Annotated in this window: 22 protein-coding genes and 1 pseudogene; 7 read left to right on the top strand and 16 right to left on the bottom strand. The window is 58.9% G+C overall.

Annotated features, from left to right (window positions below; all coding sequences use genetic code 11):
- The first annotated feature begins 11 nt into the window (after positions 1-11).
- Positions 12-83, top strand: a complete 72-nt coding sequence (locus tag AB9K37_RS01485; RefSeq protein WP_369835239.1) for a hypothetical protein — start codon at positions 12-14, stop codon at positions 81-83.
- A gap of 38 nt (positions 84-121) precedes the next feature.
- On the opposite strand, the gene AB9K37_RS01480 is transcribed toward AB9K37_RS01485, so the two are convergent.
- The 4 genes from AB9K37_RS01480 to AB9K37_RS01465 all read right to left on the bottom strand — a co-directional run bounded on the left by AB9K37_RS01480 (position 122) and on the right by AB9K37_RS01465 (position 2566).
- The gene (locus AB9K37_RS01480) at positions 122-844 is read right to left on the bottom strand and encodes a hypothetical protein (RefSeq protein WP_369835238.1); all 723 of its coding nucleotides are present in this window, start codon (positions 842-844) and stop codon (positions 122-124) included.
- Positions 845-904: 60 nt separating this feature from the next.
- Entirely contained in the window at positions 905-2173 is a 1269-nt protein-coding gene (locus tag AB9K37_RS01475; RefSeq protein ID WP_369835237.1) for an IS256 family transposase, read from the bottom strand.
- Positions 2174-2245: 72 nt separating this feature from the next.
- Entirely contained in the window at positions 2246-2425 is a 180-nt protein-coding gene (locus tag AB9K37_RS01470) for a hypothetical protein (RefSeq protein WP_369835236.1), read from the bottom strand.
- 3 nt (positions 2426-2428) lie between these two features.
- Complete coding sequence (locus tag AB9K37_RS01465) at positions 2429-2566, bottom strand: hypothetical protein (protein ID WP_369835235.1); 138 nt, start codon at positions 2564-2566, stop codon at positions 2429-2431.
- A gap of 141 nt (positions 2567-2707) precedes the next feature.
- Between AB9K37_RS01465 and AB9K37_RS01460 the strand changes: the two genes are divergently transcribed.
- The gene (locus AB9K37_RS01460) at positions 2708-3952 is read left to right on the top strand and encodes a radical SAM/SPASM domain-containing protein (protein WP_136340469.1); all 1245 of its coding nucleotides are present in this window, start codon (positions 2708-2710) and stop codon (positions 3950-3952) included.
- Between the two features lie 20 nt (positions 3953-3972).
- Positions 3973-4470, top strand: a pseudogene (locus tag AB9K37_RS01455) (YcbK family protein); the annotation flags it as partial.
- A 224-nt stretch (positions 4471-4694) separates the two neighbouring features.
- Here the strand turns inward: AB9K37_RS01455 and AB9K37_RS01450 are convergent.
- From AB9K37_RS01450 to AB9K37_RS01400, 11 genes are all read right to left on the bottom strand, one after another.
- A complete protein-coding gene (locus tag AB9K37_RS01450) occupies positions 4695-5930 on the bottom strand; it encodes an NAD(P)/FAD-dependent oxidoreductase (protein ID WP_369835234.1) in 1236 nt (411 codons plus the stop codon).
- Between the two features lie 302 nt (positions 5931-6232).
- Positions 6233-7588 (bottom strand): IS1380-like element ISPme1 family transposase, encoded by a 1356-nt coding sequence (locus tag AB9K37_RS01445; RefSeq protein WP_012112698.1) that lies wholly within the window; start codon positions 7586-7588, stop codon positions 6233-6235.
- Between the two features lie 76 nt (positions 7589-7664).
- A complete protein-coding gene (locus AB9K37_RS01440; protein WP_369835233.1) occupies positions 7665-9605 on the bottom strand; it encodes an ATP-binding protein in 1941 nt (646 codons plus the stop codon).
- 237 nt (positions 9606-9842) lie between these two features.
- On the bottom strand, positions 9843-11171 hold the full coding sequence (locus AB9K37_RS01435; RefSeq protein WP_369835232.1) for an MvaI/BcnI family restriction endonuclease: 1329 nt from the start codon (positions 11169-11171) through the stop codon (positions 9843-9845).
- Complete coding sequence (locus AB9K37_RS01430) at positions 11164-11625, bottom strand: very short patch repair endonuclease (RefSeq protein WP_369835231.1); 462 nt, start codon at positions 11623-11625, stop codon at positions 11164-11166. The genes AB9K37_RS01435 and AB9K37_RS01430 overlap by 8 nt, the downstream gene beginning before the upstream one ends.
- Positions 11618-12838 (bottom strand): DNA (cytosine-5-)-methyltransferase, encoded by a 1221-nt coding sequence (dcm, locus tag AB9K37_RS01425; RefSeq protein ID WP_369835230.1) that lies wholly within the window; start codon positions 12836-12838, stop codon positions 11618-11620. Before dcm ends, AB9K37_RS01430 begins: the two co-directional genes overlap by 8 nt.
- Before the next feature lie 399 nt (positions 12839-13237).
- A complete protein-coding gene (locus tag AB9K37_RS01420; RefSeq protein ID WP_369835229.1) occupies positions 13238-13906 on the bottom strand; it encodes a ParA family protein in 669 nt (222 codons plus the stop codon).
- A gap of 111 nt (positions 13907-14017) precedes the next feature.
- Positions 14018-15052 carry a replication initiator protein A gene (locus AB9K37_RS01415; protein WP_369835228.1) on the bottom strand — a complete coding sequence of 345 codons (1035 nt, stop codon included), beginning with the start codon at positions 15050-15052 and terminating at the stop codon, positions 14018-14020.
- Between the two features lie 225 nt (positions 15053-15277).
- Complete coding sequence (locus AB9K37_RS01410; RefSeq protein WP_369835227.1) at positions 15278-15817, bottom strand: hypothetical protein; 540 nt, start codon at positions 15815-15817, stop codon at positions 15278-15280.
- An 18-nt stretch (positions 15818-15835) separates the two neighbouring features.
- On the bottom strand, positions 15836-17509 hold the full coding sequence (locus AB9K37_RS01405; RefSeq protein WP_369835226.1) for a type IV secretory system conjugative DNA transfer family protein: 1674 nt from the start codon (positions 17507-17509) through the stop codon (positions 15836-15838).
- Entirely contained in the window at positions 17509-17808 is a 300-nt protein-coding gene (locus AB9K37_RS01400) for a mobilization protein (protein ID WP_369835225.1), read from the bottom strand. Before AB9K37_RS01400 ends, AB9K37_RS01405 begins: the two co-directional genes overlap by 1 nt.
- 642 nt (positions 17809-18450) lie before the next feature.
- Between AB9K37_RS01400 and mobQ the strand changes: the two genes are divergently transcribed.
- From mobQ to AB9K37_RS01380, 4 genes are all read left to right on the top strand, one after another.
- Positions 18451-19797, top strand: a complete 1347-nt coding sequence (gene mobQ, locus AB9K37_RS01395; RefSeq protein WP_369835224.1) for a MobQ family relaxase — start codon at positions 18451-18453, stop codon at positions 19795-19797.
- A 35-nt stretch (positions 19798-19832) separates the two neighbouring features.
- Positions 19833-20069, top strand: coding sequence for a hypothetical protein (locus tag AB9K37_RS01390; RefSeq protein ID WP_369835223.1), 237 nt, complete (start codon positions 19833-19835; stop codon positions 20067-20069).
- A gap of 213 nt (positions 20070-20282) precedes the next feature.
- A complete protein-coding gene (locus tag AB9K37_RS01385) occupies positions 20283-21407 on the top strand; it encodes a cytochrome P450 (protein WP_369835222.1) in 1125 nt (374 codons plus the stop codon).
- A 315-nt stretch (positions 21408-21722) separates the two neighbouring features.
- Entirely contained in the window at positions 21723-22292 is a 570-nt protein-coding gene (locus AB9K37_RS01380; RefSeq protein WP_369835221.1) for a recombinase family protein, read from the top strand.
- Positions 22293-22308: 16 nt separating this feature from the next.
- On the opposite strand, the gene AB9K37_RS01375 is transcribed toward AB9K37_RS01380, so the two are convergent.
- The coding region (locus tag AB9K37_RS01375) for a hypothetical protein (RefSeq protein WP_369835240.1) at positions 22309-22970 on the bottom strand (662 nt) is incomplete at its 5' end.

Below are 22970 nucleotides of genomic sequence, written 5' to 3'. Positions count from 1 at the left end.
GAGACTATTCCATCAGTGATCTGGCCGAGTTGTTCTCAGTCTCACGCCCAACGGTCTACAGGACACTCGAGCGAAATCGATGAATTTGTATCAATCAGAGCCTTAAAGGGGGATTCCGCACTCAGCCGCACTCGACCCCTTTTGGTGTTATCGGGACGCTGCCTTCAGCCCGCGCGAACGATATGTGCATTGCTGTGTTCACGGAGGCCTGAACGGGTATCGGTACAGGATTCTTTGGATCTTCCGGGGCGTTCAAGGCCTCATCCCAAGACGCCGTTGCATCGCCTTGCGGGTCATGTTCTGTTATGCGATCCGCTAGAATAGGAACAAGTACACGATTGATGGACTCCCTAGGGTTCTCCTGTGCTCTGTCGATCCCCGCTCCTGCTTGCGATATCCGGTACAGAACTTCTCCAAGCTCCTTACCAAAGTCAGCTGTCGGTCTTTTTTCCAACGGTACCAAATCAACGATGGACCTTAGGACAGCTCCCGCTGCGACTGCGACATCAGTTTCCCAACTCAGTAGCGCCTTCATTTGAGGGCTTTGGGTCATCCGATCTCTGATATCGGTTTGCAGTTTGTTTGGCTCTTTGATTGTCCCGTCATTCGTATCGATATAGTCGCCCTTTTGAAGTGCGGCGAAGAATACAGGAAGGTAACGTGCATCGTCTCCATTGAAGCGTTCAAAAAGGTTTGCTTTCAAGCTTTCCAGATCAGGTTCTTCAGCCCACAACACCAAGCCATATGGACCGCTATCTGGGCTGATAATCTTCGTTATTACATCCTGAATTGCAGTAAATGCGACTTTGTTATCAGCAGTGCCGAATGTCGCTCCAGTGACCAAGTTTTGATCCAGAAAGAGGATACGGGGGAGCTATGCGGGATTTTGGGTGACGGGGCCTGATCAGGCGGCGCGGTTTTCGGCGACGCTCTTGGCGATACCGTCGGTGAATGTGACGCCTTCGATGACCAAAGGCAACTTGTTGGCCCCCTTGAGGCGGCGCCACGTCTTGGCAGCGGTCTGAACGAGCTTGAAGACCATCAGCTTCGCTGTCTTCTGCGAGAGCGCGCCCTTGGTCCGGACCGTGCGGTGGCGGACGGTCGCGAAGACGCTCTCGATCGGGTTGCCCGTGCGCAGGTGATCCCAGTGTTCGCCCGGGAAGTCGTAGAAGGCGAGCAGCGCCTCGCGGTCCTTGGTGAGGCACGAGACCGCCTTTTCGTACTTGGCGCCATATTTCTCGGCGAAGGTGTCCATGGCGGTTTCGGCAGCGGCGCGGGTTTCGGCCTGCCAGACTTCCCGCAGGTCAGCCTTCACCGCCGTCTGCATGGATTTGGGGAACTTGTTAAGGACGTTAGCGATCTTGTGAACCCAACACCGCTGACGCCTCGTGCCCGGGAAGACCTCGTCGAGCGCCTTCCAGAACCCCATGGCCCCATCGCCAACGGCGATCTCCGGCGCAACCGCGAGGCCGCGCGCCTTGATGTCGACCAAGAGTTCCCGCCAGCTCTGGGCGCTCTCGCGCAGGCCGACCTGGAAGCCGACAAGTTCCTTCTTCCCCTCGGGCGTGGCCCCGAGAATGACCAGCATGCATTCGGCCTGCGGCTCCATCCGGGCCTGCAGGTACACGCCATCCGCCCAGATATAGACGTATCGACGGGCAGAGAGGTCGCGGCGCTGCCAGCGGTCATAGTCCTGCTGCCACTCCCCGGTCAGCCGCGTGATCACGCTCGGCGACAGGTTCGGCGCATCCTTCCCCAGGATCGCGGCCAGCGCCTCCTGGAAGTCGCCCGTCGAGATCCCGCGCAGATACAGGACCGGTAACAGCGCATCGAGGCTACGTGAGCGGCGCGCCCATTTCGGCAGGATCGCTGAGGTGAACCGGATCTTCTGGTCGGCCGGCACGTCGGTGGCCCGGTCGCGTACCTTCGGGCGCTGGACGTCGAGCGCCCCGATCCCGGTCTGGATGCTGCGCTCGGGCCCGTATCCGTGCCGGACAACCCGCTGGCGGCCGTCCGGCAGGACCTCTTCAGCATACTCGGCAACGAAGGCGTCGGCCTCCGCCCGCAGCGCGGCAGCCAGCATGCGGCGCGCCCCATCGCGGGCGATCTCGGTCAGAGGGTCATCGACAGATTCCGGCTGACGAAGGGGGATGATGTCTGTAGTCTTCTCCATGGCGTATCGTTCCTCTTGGAAGTTCTGGCAGGCTTGATCACCCGCCACGATACGCCGCCCTCTCAAACCACGTCACCCAGTTTCACGCATAGCTCGGATACGGGTTCCCGGTAGAGGCTCCCAGTCGCCAACGCTTTCATCGTCGTACAGCTTAGAATGGCAGTCGAGCCTAAGAGCGTCCAAGGTCTGTTTTATGCCATTCAGGTGATGCTCTTTGTCGTCCACAACGACAAATCTGGAATGTAAGAACATCCATCAATCCTTAAGTTCTGCAAACTGAAGCGCGACAACTGCCCCACCAAAATCATTTGGGACGTCGACTTCCGAGTGATCTGGGAAGACAAGCGCGCCGTCGTTGAGTTCCATCACCATATTTGCGTAGTACAGCCCCATGCCCATGCCCTCTGGCCTTCTTGTGTAAACTCATATCCCCCATAACCAGCACCCCTATGAGGGGAGCGCGCCGCATGTGCAGGTCGTCGCGAACTTTCGCGTCAATCTCCCCGTGGCAATCGAGGAAAGGCTGTTCGACTGATGTGGTTCGATTTGACACTGGAAGCGCGTGACGGCAGCCGCCATCACGTGCGCTACAACCCGCACACCTCCGAATGTGAGGGGCTGCCGCTGCCGGTCGAACCTGGCATCTTCGCGCCAGTGCCGCGCGTGGCCAAGGACAAGCCCCTCGGAAAATCTCGCGCACCCCGCGTTTTGAAAATCCAGCTTGGGCTCTCCTGCAACTATTCCTGCAGCTACTGCAGTCAGGCCTTCCAGATCGCCGATGCCACGGTCTCCAAGCTGGCCGATGTCGAGCACTTCCTGACCCAGCTCGACAGTTGGATCACCGACGCCCCGGAAAAGATCGAGCTCTGGGGCGGTGAACCCTTCCTTTACTGGGCCAAGATCAAGCGGTTGATCCCGGCGCTGGCAGAGCGCTTTCCGGCGGCGCGCTTCTCGATCGTCACGAACGGCTCGCTCCTCTCCCGCGAAAAGCTGGATTTCATCGCGCAATACGACATTGAAATCACGATCTCACACGACGGGCCTGGTCAGCATCTGCGCGGGCCGGATCCGTTCGACGATCCTGACCAGAGCCACTGGATCCAAACCCTGCTGGCCGAGCGCCCCGAAAAGACCGGGTTTAACGCGGTTCTGACGCGCCAGCATCATGACCTTCGGGCCCTCAAGGCATGGTTCGCCGAAAAAGTCGGGCCGGACATCTTCGTCGGGCTCGAGGGCGTCGTAAATGTCTATGACGCAGCGACCGCCATCGGGACGGGGCGGTTCGAGCCTGCCGAACTGAACAGCCTGACGCGGTCGATCTTCGAGGCGCTGGCAGAGGACCCCAACGCCTTTGGCCTCGGCGAGCGCATCAACGAATTCTATTCTTCGATTCAGCGTCGGCGGCCCATCGAAGCGCTTGGCCAAAAATGCGGGATGGACAGCCCCGACGCCATTGCCGTCGACCTGCGCGGGAACGTCATGACTTGTCAAAACACCGGTGCGAAGGGGGCGCACAAGATTGGCCATGTTGCCGACTTTGACGCCATCGCGCTCGATACCGCGACGCATTTTGCCTTCCGGGACGAATGCATGTCATGCCCCGTCGTTCAGCTCTGCAAAGGGTCCTGCATGTTCCTCGAAGGCGAGTTCTTCAAGCAGAGTTGCGCCAACGAGTTTGCCTTCAACATGGGGGTCATGATGGCGGCGGTCTGGCATTTGACGGGGATGAGGGTGGTTGGGGTGGAAGGGATTGCCGGTTGCGGCGCTGCTGATCATTGACTGGTTGGTCCAGCGGATTCTCCCCTTATCGCAGCCCTGAGCACAAACGTGACGTTGGCGGCTCAATCCGCTTGAAGCATAAGGAGGGTGCGGCGTTTGACATCGCCATGGCGAACCACGACCCAGTGGCCTTCGAGGCCGCGGCGCGCGAGGTCGGGTTCCTCGGCTTCGGCTTCTATCCGCGCTCGGGGTTCATCCATGTGGACCTCGGCCCCGCACGCCAGTGGGGCGAGCGTTTCCCGGTCCGAGCGACCGCATTCGCAGCCGAGGCGCCGCCCGCCCGCGAGGTGCTGGCCGACAGCCGCACGATGAAGGGTGGTGGCACGGCGGGCGTGGCGACGCTGGGCGCGGCGGGCGTCGAGGTGGCACAGGGCGTCCTGGCCGAGACGCAATCCGCCATCCTGCCGCTGGTGCCGTATCTCGACACTCTGCGCTGGGTGTTCATCGCGGTGGCACTCTGTGGCATCGCAGTCACCATCTATGCCCGCCTCGACGACTGGCGCCGGGGGCGGCGGTGACTGCCGTCCTCCTAGGCAGGATCACGGCCAGCCCGTGGGTGTGGGGGGGCGCTGCGCTACGGAGCCTTCCTTCTCGCCGGGCTCATGTTCCTGCTCGCGCGCCGGCGGTCCGGCGCGCGAAGCACGATCTCCCCCATAAGGAGTTGGATCGGCAAGTTCTGCGGCAAGGGATTTCCCGCGAATTCCTGCGTATTTACCCTTGATTAGCCGGGGTCAGGGGCGGATCAAAGCCCGAAACGCTGTGGCCGGACCGCAGCGATATCGCGGCAAGGTGTTCGCCCGGCCAGAACATCCGCCACAAGCATGGCCGTGATGGGGGCAAGTGTCAGCCCGATATGGCCATGACCAAAGGCATGGATCACATCGGCCCCGCCGCGTGACGGCCCGATGACCGGAAGGCTGTCGGGCAAACTGGGACGGAACCCCATCCAATCGCGCGACGGTTCGGGCAGATCGGGAAACAGGGCGCGCGCGCCTTCGACCAACCGGGCCACCCGATGGGGCGAGGGTGGTGCGGTCAACCCGCCCAATTCGACCGTGCCTGCGACCCGCAAGCGACCGGACATCGGGCACAGATAGAAACCGCGTGTGGTCGGGCAGGTTGGACGGGTTAGCCGGGGCACATCCATATCCCATTCGACGTGATACCCCCGTTCGGTGTCCAGCGGAATGCGGTCCCCGGCCTGCCGCGCCAGATCGCGTGCATGTGCTCCAGCGGCCAGCACAACCTTACGTGCCTTCAACTGGAAGTCGCCGCCAGCCAGTTCAACCCCGCCTGCCACGCGGCGCAGTTGGGTGATGCGGTGCGGCAGCACTGGGGCCGCCACCGCACGCGCCAATCGGCCCACCATCTCACCCGGATCGGACATGAAGACGGCATTGGGAAAAAACGCGGCGCCGCCCTCAACCTCGGGCAGGCCCGGTTCCAGTTGCCGCAAGTCATTTGGGCCGATCAGATCAACCGATATGCCCAGACTGCGCCGAAAGGCCATGTCTGCCTTGGCGGATTGAAAGGCCCGGCGCGTTTCATAGGCGTAAAGGCAGCCCCGCTTTTGCAAGATGTCCTGCCCACCAATACGGTCGGCCAATCCTGCCCATAACCCGGCCGCATCTGCCAGCAAGTCGGCAATGGCCGCAGCGTTGCGCCGCGCGGGCCCCGGCAGGGATTGAAAGGCAAAGCGGATCAGCCAAGGGGCAAGGCTGGGAAGGGCGGCGCGACGGATCGACAGGGGGGAATTCCGGTCAAACAGCAGCGATGGCAGGTTGCGCAACACATCGGGCGTGCCAACCGGAAGCACTGCATAATCAGCGATGGTGCCGGCATTTCCATAGGATGCACCAGACCCGGCGGGATTTGGGTCGATCAAGACGACCTCATGCCCTTCGCTGACCAGCCGTTCCGCTATGGCAAGGCCAACAACGCCTGCGCCGATGATGGCGATTTCGGTCTGCATGACCATCAGGTCACACCGACCCAACAGGGGCTGCGCGACAGAACATGGTCAGGACGGTAACTGCGTGTCATCGATGAGCCTTGTAAACCGACATTCCCCAAGTGGCCTGCCGCTTGACTTCAAGATCGCCTGATTTTGCTCGCTGGGCAAGCGTTTTTCGCCCCGAGCGGTGTCTGTCGTCGCGCAAACGGCCGAAGTCGGGTGGATCAAGCCTCGAACCCGCAGCATTCTGGCCCGGCAGAGCCGCTTTTCCGCGCGGCAGACGGACCTGTCCTGCCGCTTTCGTTCAGCTTGGGCATGGATCGTGGTCATGCGCATGACGGAGGCGTTCGAAGACGGCGGATGGCGGCAAGGACGGCCCGCACCATCGGGCCGGTGACGGCGACCTCGGCCAACTGGAAGGTAATGGCGCGGGCGTGGCGGACGACGCGGGCGCCGATCTTGATCAGCTTGAGTTGCAGGCTGGTCAACGACCAGTCCGCCATGGCCTCGGGCAGTTCGATGCAGCGCAGGAAGGTTGCCAGGTTGTAGGCCAGCGCGTGCAGTTGCAGCCGCACCTCGTTGTGCCGGAACTTCCGGCATGACAGCCGCGTCCAGCGAAAGGCATATTTGCCTTCCTTGATGTGCTGCTCTGCGGTGCCGCGCTGGTTGTAGAACCTCACCACCCAGTCTGGCTCCATCGGCAGGTTGGTGACGATGAAGCCGACTTTGGGGAACAGCTCGCCCGGATGCCATTCGATCTTGGCGATGACGCGGCGCGGCTTGTCCCAGGACGCCGCCTGATACTCGAAGTCCTCGAAGAACCGTTTGACCTTGGTCAGCGAAGGCCGTCCCACGGGCCGTGTCAGCCGATGCGCGATCTTCTCGCGCAAGACGGCGTTGGCGGGCAGACGGATGGCGTAGAAGAACCTGGCTTCTTCCAGCCGCATATAGATCGCGGGGATCGCGTAGGCAGCGTCGGCCCGGAAGAAGCGTCCACCAAGGTCGCGGCCAGCATATCGGGCAATGACGGGATCAAGGACATCCCGCCAGCCATCGGCGCTGTGGACATTGCCGTTACGCAGGGCGCAGCGCTCCAGCATGCCAAACTGGTTGAACAAGAAGATGGGGTGATAGCAGGTGCAGTCGAAATGCCCGTTCCAGGCAGCACCTTCCTGATCGCCGTGGGTGGGGCTGACCGAGCTGTCCATGTCCAGCACGATGTATTTCAACCCGTTGCGGTCATGAAACCGGTCGATCCATTGGCCGTTCAGATCGGCCAGCGCCGCCCGGTTCGCGGCCAGAGCCAGCGTCTCGGTCTCGAACCGTCCCATCTGCGATGCCGAAGCAGCTTGCGCCTCGACGGCCCTGCCGCCAACGACCTGACGCATCACGGGATCGAGGGCCAAGCGGTCGGCATCGTTCACATCCTCGTATCCGGCCAGTCGTCCGAACACCGATTGCCGGAACAATCCGTCAAGCCGATGGAGCGTGTTCTTCCCGGTGCGGCTGTCTCGCAGCGCCTCCGACGCCAGATTGGACAGGCCGAGCACGTCATCAAGCTCGCGCATCACCAGCAGGCCACCGTCTGAACTGATCTGCGCACCACGGAACTCCAGACGCACACGGCGGTCGAAATCAACCCGATCTCCCCGCGCCAAGCCCGCACCCTCCAGGTGATCCATGAAACGCGCCCCTCGCAGCCGTCAACGCCATGATTTATATGCGAAATATCACGATTACGACAGCGAAATCAGCGACTTACTTGGAGAATGTGGGGTAAAAAGGGCGAACAAGTTCGGAAGGTAGGTCGCGGAAGCCAGGGCCCGTATCAGAAATGATGATGGCGGGTCCATTGTCAAAGTCTTCATCGATGCCGATGTAGAGCGAGCGCCCCGTATCGTCCTCATTCGGCCACTTCGCACGCATCCAATAGATAGCGTTGTCGATTATGTTGGTTATGGCCCCTAGTGTTAGTCCGAATGAACAGGAAACCATAACTTCGGGAGCGTCATCTTCAACGGCGGGGCAAATTAACTTCACATTATGATGCCTAAACCGCATCTTGTTCAGATCGCGCGCCCTTCGTATGAGCTTCTTGAGATCGGTTGGCTTACGGTCTTTCTTACGCAACAGGTCGGAAAAACCGTCGAGTAGCTTCATCATCTCTTCCACTTGAGACGCTATGCTTTCCAGTTCAGGATGGTTTTCCATATTCTTATAAAGCGACCGCACCCCTTGCTCGATCTCGTGGAAAACCACGGCTAGGCTAGTACCTGATATGCCGGTTGATAGAAGCCGATTCTTCATTTCAACGTATTCGTACTCAATACGGTCCAGCAATGGGTCAATTTTACCAGACAGATTGTTCTTACTGGCAATAACGCGAATCTTTGAGACGGGCTCCATAATACTTCGGACTTCTGGGTCTTGTGCCTCTCCTAAGAGTTCCCGAATAGCTTTCCTGTCGACCTCACGCTCTCTTTGAAGTGGATCGATAGCTCCCAGAACCAGTTTCCTAAATCTTTCATAAGCTTCGTTCTCGATGAAGCCTTCACGGTTGGATTTTTCAACTAAGCTGGAGCTACTGTCTTGGTTGATGGAAATATGTCCTACAACGATATTGCGACTAAGTCCGCGTGTTGGATTATTGACGCGCTTCAAATCAAGCCCGAGCCAATCATTGCTCCGCTCACCATAATCGTAAACGCGGATGCCATCGCGGTAGACCCGTATCCCCCCATTTTCGTCCAAAAAGTCTTTGATGAGCTTTGTCTCACCCATTTGCTTTGCAATACGTGGAGTCAGGTCAAACACGTAAAACTCGCCAGATATCGGACCAATCCCTTCGATTGACTTCATATCAGCGATCACTTTGCGTAGACTTGTGGATTGTGCTTTCCCGCTGAAAAGAGGATCGTCATCCTCAGCTTCTGGCGGAGGCACCAAGAGAGACACTTGTCGCTCTTCAACGTCTCTTGCCTGCCGCTGGATGCCAGGAATGCCTCTAAAGCTGTAATGGTAGCAGAAACTCTCGCCATCAAACTCGAACGTGTATTTCCATGGTGCTCGCTTCAGAAGCTCTGTTGGTTCAGGTAGCCGCTCGATCCATTGCGGAACATCAGGGACCTGCAGGATAGCCTGGAAGTCGTCTCGGCCAACCTGTCCGAATGGCGAGGAGATCGATGTTATTTGCCGATACAAACGACGGACCTCACCACGCGTCCAGCGCTTGTCGCGAAGCTCCATAATTTGAAGTTCGGTACCTGTTAGCTCTCCTGTAAAGACTTCTGGATCGCGTAGTTCGATATCAACTTCGGCATCAGACAAGAACTCATGCTCGATCATCTTATTCCAGTCGATATCTACAACGACCTCATGCTCGTGCTTCGCACGGGTAATCATGCGGATCTTGTTGCCAAGCTTGTGAACCGACAATCTACCCAGCCCCTTAGACCCGAGAGGCAAGCGCCCTTTTTCTGTCCGTTTTTTCTTGGAGAGCTGTTTCTCTTTGTGATCGTGGGCAATGACCAGCCAAATATCCTGGACTGTATCCACCGACATACCTGAGCCATCATCGGTTACTCTGATGGTGGGATCGTCTGATCCTATGCCGGCGATTTCTACAACTACTTGGGATGCATCCGCGTCGTAGGCATTCTTGACAAGTTCGAAAACAGCAAGCCGTGGAGTGCCTATCAACTGATCTCCTAGATGCTGAAGAATTCGAGCTCTAGGGCGAAAACGTCGGTCTATGTCTGTTTGCATGTGGTGTAGAACCTTGGATTTATCAGACGTAAAACAGTCCCGACGGTGACAAAATTGTATGCCACCTTAGCGGCTTAACATGGGTGGCAAAAGCTTACTTACATTATCGTCGGTTATGCTGCAGCCGAATAGAGTTGTCACTGGTTGTGCAAAGCTCAAATGTCCGAATGCTCAAACCAATTGCTCCTGCCGACTGGTTCGATAAAGTCCAAAAAGTCCGTTGTGTTTCACCCGAAACTGGCTTCGCCGCTTGGTCACTGGAGCAGGCGTGTCTGCTTTCTCCATCTTGATCCCAGGATCATAGTACACCGCGCCTGAGGCCAGCGCCTGCAACAGAAGCAGGACATCCGTTCCCTCACAAAGCTCGACGCGCGAACCGTAGCTGTATTCCGGTGGCGGCACCCGCATCAGGGATGGCACATAGACAGCCTTGGCATGTTTTCTGTTCCAGTGACCAATCACGCCTTTGAAGCCCCAAGATGCAGCCACCACATCTTCCCGGTCAATCAGGGCGATCTTCCCATCCACGTTGGTGATCTGGCCCTTGTCGGGATCGAACCCCTCTAAGACCAGCTTCAGGCCCGTATCAGCGTGAAAATCACGCCCGCTGGCATAGACGCCCCCAAAATTTATCCGGCCCTCCTTGCCTGACTTGTCGGGGTAGCCATACCGGCGCAAGAAAGCCTCGACACCATCATCCCGGTACAGCCCGCCGGTCGGTTCCGGCGTCATCAACGTGACCGGGCTTTTCGCAAGATACTTCACGAAATCCCGCACACCGTACTGTTTGACCTCCCAGCCCAGATAATCCGGCTCCGCGTATCCATTGGGTGAGATGCCAAGTTCCGCCTCAAGGGTGTATCCGCCGCCATTCCGCGCGTTGTAGGGGGCAGCCACGCCGTTCTTGCCCATCTTCTGTGAAGGCACCCAGCCTTTGGCGTGGATACGGCGCAGGGCATCGAGCAGCATCTGGCGGGAGCTTGTCCCCTTCTGCCGAAGCGACTGCAGATCAAGGAAGACTCCCGAGGCTTCCAGCGTGTCCACTTTGTCAGTCAGAGACGCCGCTTCTGGTGTCTCGCTACCGACAACATGGCCGATAACCCGCCCGTCCGGGCAAACCCCGAAAAACAGCACCCGCCCTTCATCGCGTGAGCGCATCAGCAGTGCTGGCGCACGCGCAGCGCCGCGCAGAAAGCCGGACATGCGCACTTCGGGGTATTTGGGATACAGGATCAACTGAGCATCCGGCGCTGGCGCTATGCCCTGTTCGTCCATCCACCAGAAATCCACAGGCGCTTTTGCACGATCCCGCACAGACCCTGCGACCTGACTGCCGTCCTCTTCGATCTCACCATGCGGGATGATGTTCAGCGCGCCAAACCCGCCACCGAGATAGACTTGGTTCTTGGAGTTATCATTCGGAGCGAGCTGCTTAGCGTAGAAACGCGTCGCTCCATGAGCTGCCATCTGATCGAGAATACGAATAAGGGGGTCAGTCAATCCATTGGCCTTCAACACAAAACTGCTTTGAGTCAGAGGACAGCCAGAGGGAAAGAGAGTCAATCACTTCAGGCAAAGGCCGCTTGCTGCGCCCCTTGAGGGCGCATTCCCATACGATGCCCACTCTCCAGCCCGCATCGAGAAGACGACCAAGAGCTTCAGTATCGCGCCCGGCATTGCCGTTGATCTTTTCACGCCAGAATTCCTGCCGGGTTTGCGGCCAGCGGAACAATGGGCAGTTATGCCGGTGCCAGAAACAACCATGCACGAAGATCACGGCGTGATGTTTTGGCAGAACAAGGTCAGGTCTGCCGGGAAGGCCCCTGCCCTGTAATCTGTAGCGAAATCCTTTGGCGTGCAGCCCGCGCCGGATCATCAGCTCCGGCTTTGTGTCCTTCCCCCGGATCGCCGCCATGTTGCGGCGGCGCGCGTCGGCAGAATGAACGTCAGCCAACCTTTTGCAGCCGGGGCTGATCCATCAGCTTCAGGACGTGCGGCTGCATCAGCCGGGCGACTTCCGCAAAGACCGGTACGGCCACGGAGTTGCCAAACTGCTTGTAGGCCTGAGTATCCGAAACCGGAATCCTGAAACTGTCATCAAATCCCATCAGCCTTGCGCATTCACGGGGGGTCAGACGGCGTGGGTTCTTGCCTTCACCGCGACTGACAAGGATTTCCGAGCCGTCCTTGTAATAGCGTGCCGACAGCGTCCTGGCGATGCTGTCACCGTCAATAAGGCCAAACCCGAACCCGTTGCCTTTGGCCCGGTGCTTTGCCGCGTAGTCCTGCAGGTAGGTCCAGAGCTTGTCTGAGAGCGTGTACTTGTCACTAACCTTTGCATCCGGCCCACCCGTGAAATGCCCCTCAGGGGCTTCAGTCCCGTTCTCCGGATGCAGGATATCCCGCATACCCCTGCCCTGCCGACCCGGCAAATGCAGCCCTTCAAAGCTGAAATCTGTTTTCTCCCGGAAACCGACCATAACGATCCGTTCCCGGTGCTGCGGGACGAAGTTGGCCGCATCGATGATCTGCGTGTGCAGCGTATAGCCCAGCTCTTCAGTCAGCGCGCGCCGGATCACTTCGAATGTCTTACCTTTGTCATGGCTTTTCAGGTTCTTGACGTTCTCCAGCATGAAGGCTGCCGGACGGTGGTGCATCAGGATGCGCAATACGTCGAAGAAAAGCGTGCCCTGGGTTTCATCGAGAAAGCCATGCGCGCGTCCAAGTGCGTTTTTCTTGGATACCCCCGCGATCGAGAACGGCTGGCACGGGAACCCCGCCACAAGAACATCGTGATCCGGAATATCGTGAGGGTCTACTTCGCGGATATCACCTGCGATGGGGCGATTGTCCGGGAAGTTGGCGTGATAGGTCTGTTGAGCGAAACGGTCCCATTCAGACGTGAAGACACAACGCCCCCCTGCCCCTTCCATGGCTTTGCGCAGTCCGCCGATCCCCGCAAAGAGATCAATGAAAGAGAATGATGCGTTGCTGTCCTGGCGTTGCCTTGAGCGCACTTCCATTCGAAGCAGTTTCATTACAGCTTCGCGCGGCACTTCCTCACCCCGCTTCCAGCGGTAGAGGTGGCCTTCAGAATATCCCAGAGCTTTGGCGGCTTCAGGCATGGACCAGCCGCTCTGCGTCAGCAGCATCTCAAATTCTGTCATGTCAGGTCCGTTCCGCTCTGTTCTTATCTGGGAATTTTTCTGACACTCTGCGGTTAATATTCCCTAAAGGCAAGAACATTTAGAGAATATTATAGCAAGAGCCACGTCGCAGCATTGGTCAGTGGATCACGCGACTGACGATTTCAGCCTCGGTATGCCGCCCACATGCGCTCAATGAGTTGTCCCTGTGTAATTCCGAGAGCTTCAGCTTCGGACGCTATCGCATCACCCACTTCAGGGAGCACCTTGGGGTGCAACTGATGTGTGCGAGGGCTAGGTTTGCGGCCAGGCTTCTTGCGGGGTGTCCTGTCGAGGAACCCCCTCGCTTCTCCAACCTCATCCACACGCCTGACTTCTTCAACAGTCGTGTCCTTCGGGCGTGCCTTGAGGCCTGCAAGTCTATTTGAGCCGCTCATAAACAGCCTCCGCGAATGCTTGGGCGTTGATCAACGCCTTATCCACTTTACCGCCTGTCATCATCTCAGGATCATTCATCATCGCGGTCAGATCGCCGCCATAGGCAAACAGTTCCGAGAAAGCTGCGCGTGCTACCAAGGATGGCTCAATCACGTCGATCCCTGCCCCTCTGAGCTGCTCTTCCAGCTCCTTCTGGACGCGGCTTTTGACTGCTGCACTTGTCTTGGTCAAAACCACAGCATGTCGGATCGAACGCCCGAGCGCCTCTTCCTCCTCTCGCACCAATGCCAGTGCTTCGGAGCCGATCTCTGCATCGAGGGCCGTTGGCTGCATCGGTACGATCACCAAGTCGGCTTGGGAAATCGCCCGACTTACTAGCTGAGAGGCAACCCCTTCTAGGTCCACGATAACGATGTTACCATCGCCGTCCGCGCTCCGAATTGTTGGAACAATCTCTGAGCGGCCAATCTCGCTCTTGAGGGTCACGCCTGTGGGGATGCCGTGTGATGCCCACCTGGTCAGAGATTTGTTTGGGTCGCAGTCCAACACTGTGACATCCGCTCCCATGCGGGCGAATTCAGACGCCAGAAGTACAGCGCAAGTTGATTTCCCAACCCCGCCCTTGGGGCTTGCCATGACGATAACGGGCATTGCTCAATCCTGCCGTTTTGTTGTTACCGGATTTATATCCTGTACCGGTAAAATATCCAACACCTGATTTAAATCTTTAACCGGAATTATTTCTATTACCGGTTTTTAATCCTACGGCCTCCCTCGCTTCTCGAACCATTTCCGGCAAAACCCGACAAAAGCCCGATCAGCATTGCGAGGGGGCTCTACGCACCAGCTGCGCCATTCCTGTTCAAGAAAACGTACATCCCATCCAGGAGCCGCATGGCGCGCTTCTTCGTAGGTGTCATACTGCAAAGGCGGAATGCTGCCCTCCACAAGCGAGGTGGGTGACATCGTGCCACGATTGGTGAAAACCACCATGTCGGCGTCATCCTCAAAGGTAACGTGGTAATCCGGCAAGTGGTCATGCTCTACGAGCTGCCGGATCATCTGCCGGAAGCGCTTCTGAGGGCTTTGAGAACCAGTCTTGAGAAGCAGTTTGGCCAGCGTGATACGCCAAGACTTCTGTTGGCCACAGTGCTTTCGAGCAATTTCGTACACCCGCCGTTCTATGGGCTTACGCAGACGGAAGTAGTCCCTATGCAGGGTCAGAACTTCTTCGTTTCGGATCGCGTTGAAGACCCAATCCGACAGCTTCACCTCACACCAGAGCAGTCGACCATCGAGACCATGCTTGCGACGGATTGAGGAAGCGTCGATCAGGCCGAATCCATCGACCTGTTCTTCGTCTCCGGTCACAATGTTCGTCCTGATACGGGTTCCTTCAAGACGGTCCAAGGCATCGAGAAGGGACTGATACTCCCGGCCACTTGTACCGCGATTTGTGAAGATAAGCAGCTCTCTGGAATTGATCCGAACACGGGGCGAAACAGGAAGGCCTTCCTTCAATTTCGCCATGATCTGGCTGATGCAGTAGATCAAAATGTCTTTGTCGTAGATCGTTGCTAGGCCCTTCACGCTGGGCGTGATCTGCAGCCACTTATTGCCATTCTCGTATCGCTTGACCGTAGTTTCCGGCTTCTTTGAAAGCGAGTAGAACGGATGCTCCATATGTTGCATCACGTCCTTCAACACGGCGTCAGCGACATCGCAGATGAAAAGGTCGTGCTGCGGGTGACGATCAGGAAGGAGCGGGGCGAGGGCGTTCGTGTTATCAGTTACCATCGGTACACATTCGTGGTTTTAGTTACCACAGTCAAGATTCGTGTTATCAGTTACCTAAAGCAGGATTTTAGTTACCAAGATTCGTGCTATTAGTTACCGAGCATCATAAAAAGTTGTTAAGTTCCAAGTGATTACGAGTAATCTACTCACCCGTAACACAGATTCTAACACATATATAACACCCAGCCTGTCAGGCTCAGTCGATCACCGACAGCGCTTCACCCATTACCGCCGGTAGAACACGCACGCATCAACACCCGTGGTTGTCGTGGTCCAGGAGGCACCGAGGACACCGCATGTGGAAGCGTTGCTGGCCAAGAAACGAGGAAGCGTCACCGTCAGCACCAAGGCTAGAACCAATGCACCCAGACCTAACCAGGGGAGGCGGCTTTTGAGGCGATCCGCTTTTTGTTCCCGTTCGAACACCGCTCGATAGGCTGTGGACCTGTCATCTTCCGATTTGGCCAAGGCTCCGATGGTCTTGTCCGTCTGGACGCCAAGGCGTCTGACAATTTCGGTCATCGCGTCTGCGGTTGCGCCCAGATGGCTGTCGAGGGTCTGACCCAGAAGGTCCCCGTATTTTTTCGGATTGGTTTGGTCCCGTGCGGCGAAGGCCGCGATCCGCGCTTCCGTCGCAACCTTAATCTGCTTGTCCGCCACGGCGGTCAGATCGTCGATCCTGTCGGACATGCTGGCGACAGCAGTTGCCATGAGATCGAGCGTTTCGCGCAGATCATCGTCGGAGAGGGCGGGTTGGTCTGGCATCGGGAGGCGTCCTTCGGATTACTGGTCCTGCGGGACGAACAGCCCCTTGAACTCGGGATCGGTGTAGTAGCGCAGCTTCTGCGCCACGGCGGTGGCTTGGCCCTGCACGCGCAGGAGCTGGTTTTCCGGGCGGAGCTGCATGATTTCATCAGGGGTCAGCAGATCGCGGCCTGTGAGGTTGTTGCTGAAGCTGGGACCGTCGCCGGGCTTGAAGCTGTCGGTCTGGAACCCGGCAGTTTCCTGGCCGATCATCTGGCTCAGCCATTTGGCCGTCTCGAAGTCATTGACCCCGAAGACCTGTTGCACCCCGGCATTGGCAATGAAGGTGCCAGCACGTTCGCCATAGAGGTCCTTGAGCTGGCTCATGTCCTGCAGGATCGGCCAGAGCTGAAGTCCGTATCCCGCCATCAGCCCCATGGCGCGCTCTACGGCCTGCAGACGGCCCAGGGCGGCAAACTCGTCCAGGAGGAACAGCGTGGGCGTCCTGAGGCGCTGTGTGCCCCCCTGAGCGTCTGCAGGGCCACTCAGGGGTCTCACGGACGCCTCAGCGTCCCGTGCAATGTCCTGAAGAGCCTGAGACACCAGAAGGCGCAGCCAGCGGCTGTAGGCGTCCATCCGGTTCGGGGGCAGCACCAGAAACACCGAAGCGATCCGGTGGCGCAGGTCCGAGAAGTGGAAATCCGACCGCGACAGGACTTTGGCAATGCGCGGGCTGTCCAGGAAATGCGTGTGGCGCTGTGCGTTGGATAGCACCGAGGCGGCTTCCCGATCCGCCTTGCCGAGGAAGCGATTGGCGGCGCGGGCGATCAGCCCGCCCGCCGCATCACTGTCCTGCATCAGCTCCAGCAGCGCGCGCAGCTTTTCTGGGGGCAGAGTGAGATATTCCCGGACGGTGGCAAGCGTCCGGCGGTCGCGGTCTTCGTGGCAGACGCAGAACATGATCAGACCGCCAAGGATGGCCTTGGCCTCCTCGTTCCAATGCGCTTCCGTCACCTGCCCCGGCGGGTCCATGACCAGCGCTTCTGTCAGGGAGGCCGCATCCTCGCCCAGATCGAGGCTGTCCGGTGTCAGCCGGTCGAGCGGATTGTAGGCGGCAGAGGGCATCCCGGAGACTTCGAAGGGATCGAGGACATGGACCGTTCCGAACCGCCGCCGGGCTTCCCCAGCGATCCGGGCATTCTCGCCCTTGGGGTCGATGACCAGAACCGAGCGTTCCGCTGCCAGTAGGTTCGGGATCACGGTGCCGACGCCTTTCCCGGCCCGCGTCGGGGCGAGCGTGATCAGATGGGCGGGACCGTCATAGCGCAGCAGCCGACCTGTATGCGGGTTGCGCCCGATCAGAAGGCCGTCTTCCCGCTGGAGTTTCTTCAGCTCCTTGCGGTTGGCGAAGCGGGCTGAGCCGTGGCTGTCGCCGGTCAGCCCGAAAAAGGCGTCCGCGCCCGAAGCCATGCGCCAATACTGGAACCCGAAGATAGCGCCTATGAGCATGAAGGGACCGAAGACGAGCCACTGCCATGCGCTTGCGCCGGGCGGCTGGTCGAAGAAGGCAAAGACGAATGGTGTCGCCACCAGTGACCCGATCATCGCGCCGAACAGGACAGCGCCGGTCATCCAGCCCAACAGGATGGGCGTGAATATCAGCCGACCGAAGAACCGGAACAGCCCCCCGAAGACGTGCATCACGCTCCGCATCAGGACGGTGTTTCCGGATCAGAGCTGGGTGGGAGAGGGGAGGGCGATCCGGTAGGAGCCACCCAGTCCGCGAAAGCCTTGCGATCCTGTTCACGGGGCAGGTTGCGGATCAACCGGTCGAGCATCGCAGCGGCCCCGGAATCCCGATCCGCCAGATCCATGAGCGCCCCGCCCAGGATCACCTTGCGCCGGGTATCCAGCTTGCGCTGCCTGGTGGCTTCCCGGTTCCTCAAAGCCTGAAGCCGGGCCTTGGCCTGGGCATATCGCTTTTCTGCTTTCTCCAGCTCGGTCTCTGCCAACTGCCCGCTCCACTCAAATAACTACCTGTAGTTGAATATTGTGTTGCCAGATTAACTGCAAGCGATTACCCATAGGCCTGTAAAGGACAAGGGCGCACTTATGCAAACTCTCCACCTGCGGTTCCGAGATTTGCGTGCGATCTCTCTGGGGCAAGGCCCCGGCCGATGGCCATCCCCTTCGCCGCGTGCCGCCGCGACATGGAAGGGCGCGCTGCCCCTTCCAAACCATCCCAGCCCAACCTCAGCGGTTGGATCGCGTCCCGCAAGGTCGCGCCAGCGTCTCGCCCGATGCCCCACGGTGGGGGCTGGTCTGCCGCTGGCATCTTCCTTGCGGGAGGTTCGTGTCGTCGGACCTGACGGTGCCGACACGAACCGGGTTTGCCCCCGGCAAACCGCCAGTGATCTACCCCCATATCCCGCCCCCCATGAGGCTGGGGATCTGGGGGTAGATCACTGGCAAGCCCGCGCGTCGGAGAGCCGTTGGCTTGCCTCAAGCGGGCTGTCTTTTCCCCTCGGACCGCGCCGGTTCCGGGCGCACTCTTGTGGAGAAAAGACGGGTGATCCGATTGCCAATGTCAGGACATCGGCACGGATCAGCTCCGGCGCGTGGGCGCATTTGCATCACAGGCGAGGGGAGGGCGCATGGCCAGCTACCACCTCTCCGTGAAGACGATCAAACGCAGCGCCGGGCGCTCCGCCACGGCGGCGGCAGCCTACCGTGTCGGGGAGCGCATCGAGTGCCAGCGCGAAGGCCGTGTCCACGATTACACCCGCAAGCAGGGCATCGAGGAGACCTTCATCCTGACCCCGAAGGACGCCCCGGACTGGGCCTCGGACCGGTCCCGCCTCTGGAACGAGGCCGAGGCCAGCGAGACTCGCCGCAACTCCGTCACCGCCCGCGAATGGGAGCTGGCCCTGCCCTCCGAGATCAGCGCCGAGGCTCGGTCGCAGATCACCCGCGACTTCGCCCAGGAGCTGGTCAGCCGCTATGGCGTGGCCGTCGATGTTGCGATCCATGCGCCGCACCGGGAAGGCGATCAGCGCAACCACCACGCTCATGTTTTGACCTCCACTCGTAAGCTGGAAGCCGGGGGCTTCACCACCAAAACCCGCGTGCTCGACTCCGCCAAGACTGGCGGCGTCGAGATCGAGCAGATGCGTGGTCTATGGGCCGAATTGCAGAACCGCGCGCTGGAGCGTGTCGGAGAGGTCGAGCGTGTCGATCACCGGTCGCTTGAGAAGCAGCGCGAGACGGCGCTGGATCGTGGCGACAAGCTGTCCGCCGAGGAGCTGGACCGCGACCCCGAGCTGAAGCTGGGGCCAGCGGCCAATTCCATGGAGCGGCGGGCGAAGGCCATGGCCGAGCGTCAGGGCCGGGAATACATCCCTGTCACCGAGCGCGGGGCCGTGGTCCATGCCGCCCGCCAGGCGCGCGCCGCCTTCCGCGAAATGCGCGAACGCCTGGACATCGCGCGGGAGACCTATGGCATCGAGCGCGAGGCGGGGCAGGGGCGAGTCTCTGCCGGTCTGGCCGCACTCAGGGCTGCGACTTCGAAAGAACGCGGCGAACGCAACCCGGAGGATTTCCGGGAGCGTCTGGCGCGCGTCGTGGACCGGTCACGGGACCAGGACGACACGCCGAAGCCGGAAGGCCGCAATTATGCGCGAGAGCGGCTGAAAGAGATTATGGAAAAGGACGCGGGGCGTGACGGCCAGGCAGCCGTTCACAAGCTGGACGGGTACAGCGAAAATGACCTCGGGGAGGAGGCTGTAAGACCCTCGCGGACCCCGGCCCAGCGTCAAAGGCAGGACCGTTCCGAGGACATCGGTCGCGAGGATCGCAAGCCGTCTGTCAACGACCGCCTGAAGGACGTTTTGAACAAGCCGCGTGAGCGGCTGGAACCGGATAACGACCGCGCGCAGGAGCGCGATGACAACGAGAATGAAAACACGCGGGACAGGGATCGTGGCGACGGCCACAGCCTATGACGTGATCTGACAGAGCAAATAAAGGAGACCGAAAGATGTATGAAGTGTTCAACGTGGGTAAAACGTTGTTGCTGGATGGGCAGCCCATGTCCTTGGTGACGCCCGCAGGTGTCGAGGCCTGGATCGATCAAGGCATCGGCTATAGCTACCGCTACGATCAGGTGTGCGATCCACTCGACGGCCAGATGAATATCGCTGCATCTACGAGAAAGATGGGGCTGATGTGCCGTTCGTGCTGGTCAACAGCCCTAGCAGCGGCGACGGGCGGGTGATCCTGTTCGATCAGAAGCCGGACGCGTAGCCTCTGACTCTGTGATCGGGGGCCACTGATACCCCCGACCGGAAGCGCAGCCCTCACCCTGTTGACATCATCGGTGGTAACCTCTATCGAACCTGTCGAAAGGTGGTCTGATGCATCAATCGATCCTTAAGCGCTGAACCTCAGTGACTCACTGAGCAACCTCGCTGATAGCGAGGTCTTCGGCATGCTTTTAAGGATCAAAGTGATGAAAACCTTGGACACTTTCTCTAGCCTCGACGGATGGCCATCTGCTGCTGCTGCATTCGCGGGCGACTTTCGAACAGGAGATCGCATTCAGACCGCTCCTTGGGGTGGCTACGCGATACTCGGTCACGCGGAGCTTCTATCCCTATCCCGCAACCCTGCTGCTGACGGAATGGCGACCGATACCAACGCGATGTCGGCCGCGCCTGTCCTCGGGCGCATTTTGGACCGTGCGCTGTTCACGCAATCGGGCCCGGTGCATCGGTTGGAGCGTGGCGCGATGATCGCTGCCTTCGCTTCGCTTCCACTTCAGGCATTAACTGACGAAGCTGTGCGCGGCGTTGTGCAAGCTGCGCCTGGAAGAGCCGATCTGCGGGTCGACTTGGTCGAGCGCATTGTCCGCGCTAGCTGGGCAGCCCTTCTCGGGCTTTCTCCGGAGGATGCCCAACGGTGCGAGGCTGCGGTCAAGAAAATGGCTTACCTGCTGTCTCCCAACCCGCGTTCAGACAAGGCCGATTTGGCAGAAGTGGGCGCAATAGATCTCAATGAACTCTGCAAGATCGCCTTGCGTGGTCCGTCTCCATTTGTCGCGTCCCTTCAATCGAGCCTGGGCGCTGACAGAACGGTCGAGCTACTTGCCGGAATCGCCTTCGACGGGATCGAGACAATCGCCGTTGGAATTGACGCCGCGATGCGTGTAGCATTTGCCAACAGCAAAGCCGTTCGTCCGACCTCACGCTGTGCGGACGAGTGCCTGCGCTTGGCAAGTCCGACGCCGTTGACGATGAGGTACACTACCGATGTCATAGAGGTTTGTGACATCGTCATCGAGCCGGGGACACCTCTTGCTATGGTCTGGGCAGCCGGGAACCATGACCCGGATGCGTTTCCCGACCCAGAGCAATTCAACTCCGAGCGATCCTCCCGCCCGCTAACCTTCGGTATGGGAAACCATGCTTGTCTCGGCCATGCCCTTTCCCGGTCGCTCTTGGTACGTCTACTGATGGAGATAGAGCGCCTTCAGCCGGAGAAGGCACCGTTACCGGAGCGCTGGCGCCCTCTCGCAGGCGACTGGTTGTTTCCACTACGGGTTGCAGTGATATAGAAAACGCTTCGAGGAAACGGCGCTAAAGCGGCTGTCTCATCCAGAGGAGCCTGATCGTCTTTTCGACTGGCTTCGAAAGTGTCCTACCGCTGCGACCGGAGCGGTAGGGCGCAGAACAGGCATGAGCTGAGGCGAGACGTAAGTCGAATGTGCCGAAGTTTCGTTTTGTCCGCTCACTGGACAGAAATCCCCTGCCAGAATCCATGGGCAAAAAACGGTCCTTTGCGCAACATACGACACGCCCTACCTTGGCTGTTGCAAAATTATGTTGCGAATTATCTTGATTGAGCAACAAGAAAGCGCAACAGTATTTGTATGAACTTTGGCTATGCCCGCGTATCGACCGACGAACAAGCTACCGCCGCACAACTCGATGCGCTTTCCTCGGGCGGATGTGAACGTGTGTTTGAGGAACGTGCGTCCGGAGGCCGTTGGGATCGGCCAGAGCTGCATCGGATGCTCGATCAGCTCCGCCAAGGCGACGTTGTGGTCGTTTGGAAGCTGGATCGGCTCTCACGGTCTTTGAAAGACCTTTTGTCTATCATGGAGAAGATCGACGCAGCTGGGGCCGGATTCCGGTCACTTACAGAGGCCATCGACACGACCACGCCCGCAGGGCGGATGATGATGCAAATGGTTGGCGTCTTCGCCGAGTTTGAACGCGAGATAATCCGGGAGCGCACCCATGCCGGTCTGGAGCGCGCGCGCAAGAAAGGACGTTACCCGGGGCGCAAGCCGAAGCTCTCTGACGACCAACGACAGGAAATCCGCGACATGGTGCGCTCTGGCAAGCGCACGGAGGCCGAGGCCGCGCGTATCTTTGGCGTTCACCGATCTACAATCAGCCGTATTATGCGTGAGGCGCTATCAGACCCGATAACTTGATGTTTTCGGCCGATCTCTACAGCGTTACAATTCCAGGACGAGAAATGTAACGCGCATAATCTTGTGTCAGTTGAGAAACTAGTTCCTCTCGAAACCTGTAGACCGTTTTCAGTTTTTCGGCCTCTGCCGGAGGTAGTCCTATAGAAAGATTCTTGAAGACTGAAATCTTCCCACCTTGCGGCAAATCTCCGATCTTAAGGACCGGCGATTGCCATTCGAGCTCTTTTGGCTTCCTACCTGAGTCATAAGAAAGGTTCTTCTTTGGATCACCTCCCTTGACGCCTTTTGCCTTAAGGCCATCAGCGTTGGCGAATGGCCACTCAACAGCAAAGAGATACAACAGAGGTCCAGGTTTTGGTTGCGCAGCGTCACATGCGGCCCCAACTTGAATGAGCCTTGGAGTACAGTCCTGCCACTCTTCTTCAGTTATCTTGAAGAGTTCCTGCAAAAACTTTGCGCGGTCGAATCCAAAGTGTCCTTGGAGAAATCCATCCAGATCGCCTTCGGGCAGTTCAACTACAGCCCCCAGCTCTTTTGGGGGTCGAGTGCGGCTGAGTGCGGAATCCCCCTTTAAGCGGCTTGGTTGGTGCTTATCCTCCATCGATATTCGCCAGTGAGCACGATATGTGCCCACCCCAAAGGTGAGATGTGGGCGAGGAGGTTTGGCGGACAGTCGAG

Source organism: Donghicola sp. XS_ASV15 (assembly GCF_041224595.1).
GTDB lineage: Bacteria > Pseudomonadota > Alphaproteobacteria > Rhodobacterales > Rhodobacteraceae > Donghicola.
Note: the sequence above shows the minus strand (reverse complement) of the source record. Positions and strands in the feature narration are given on the sequence as shown.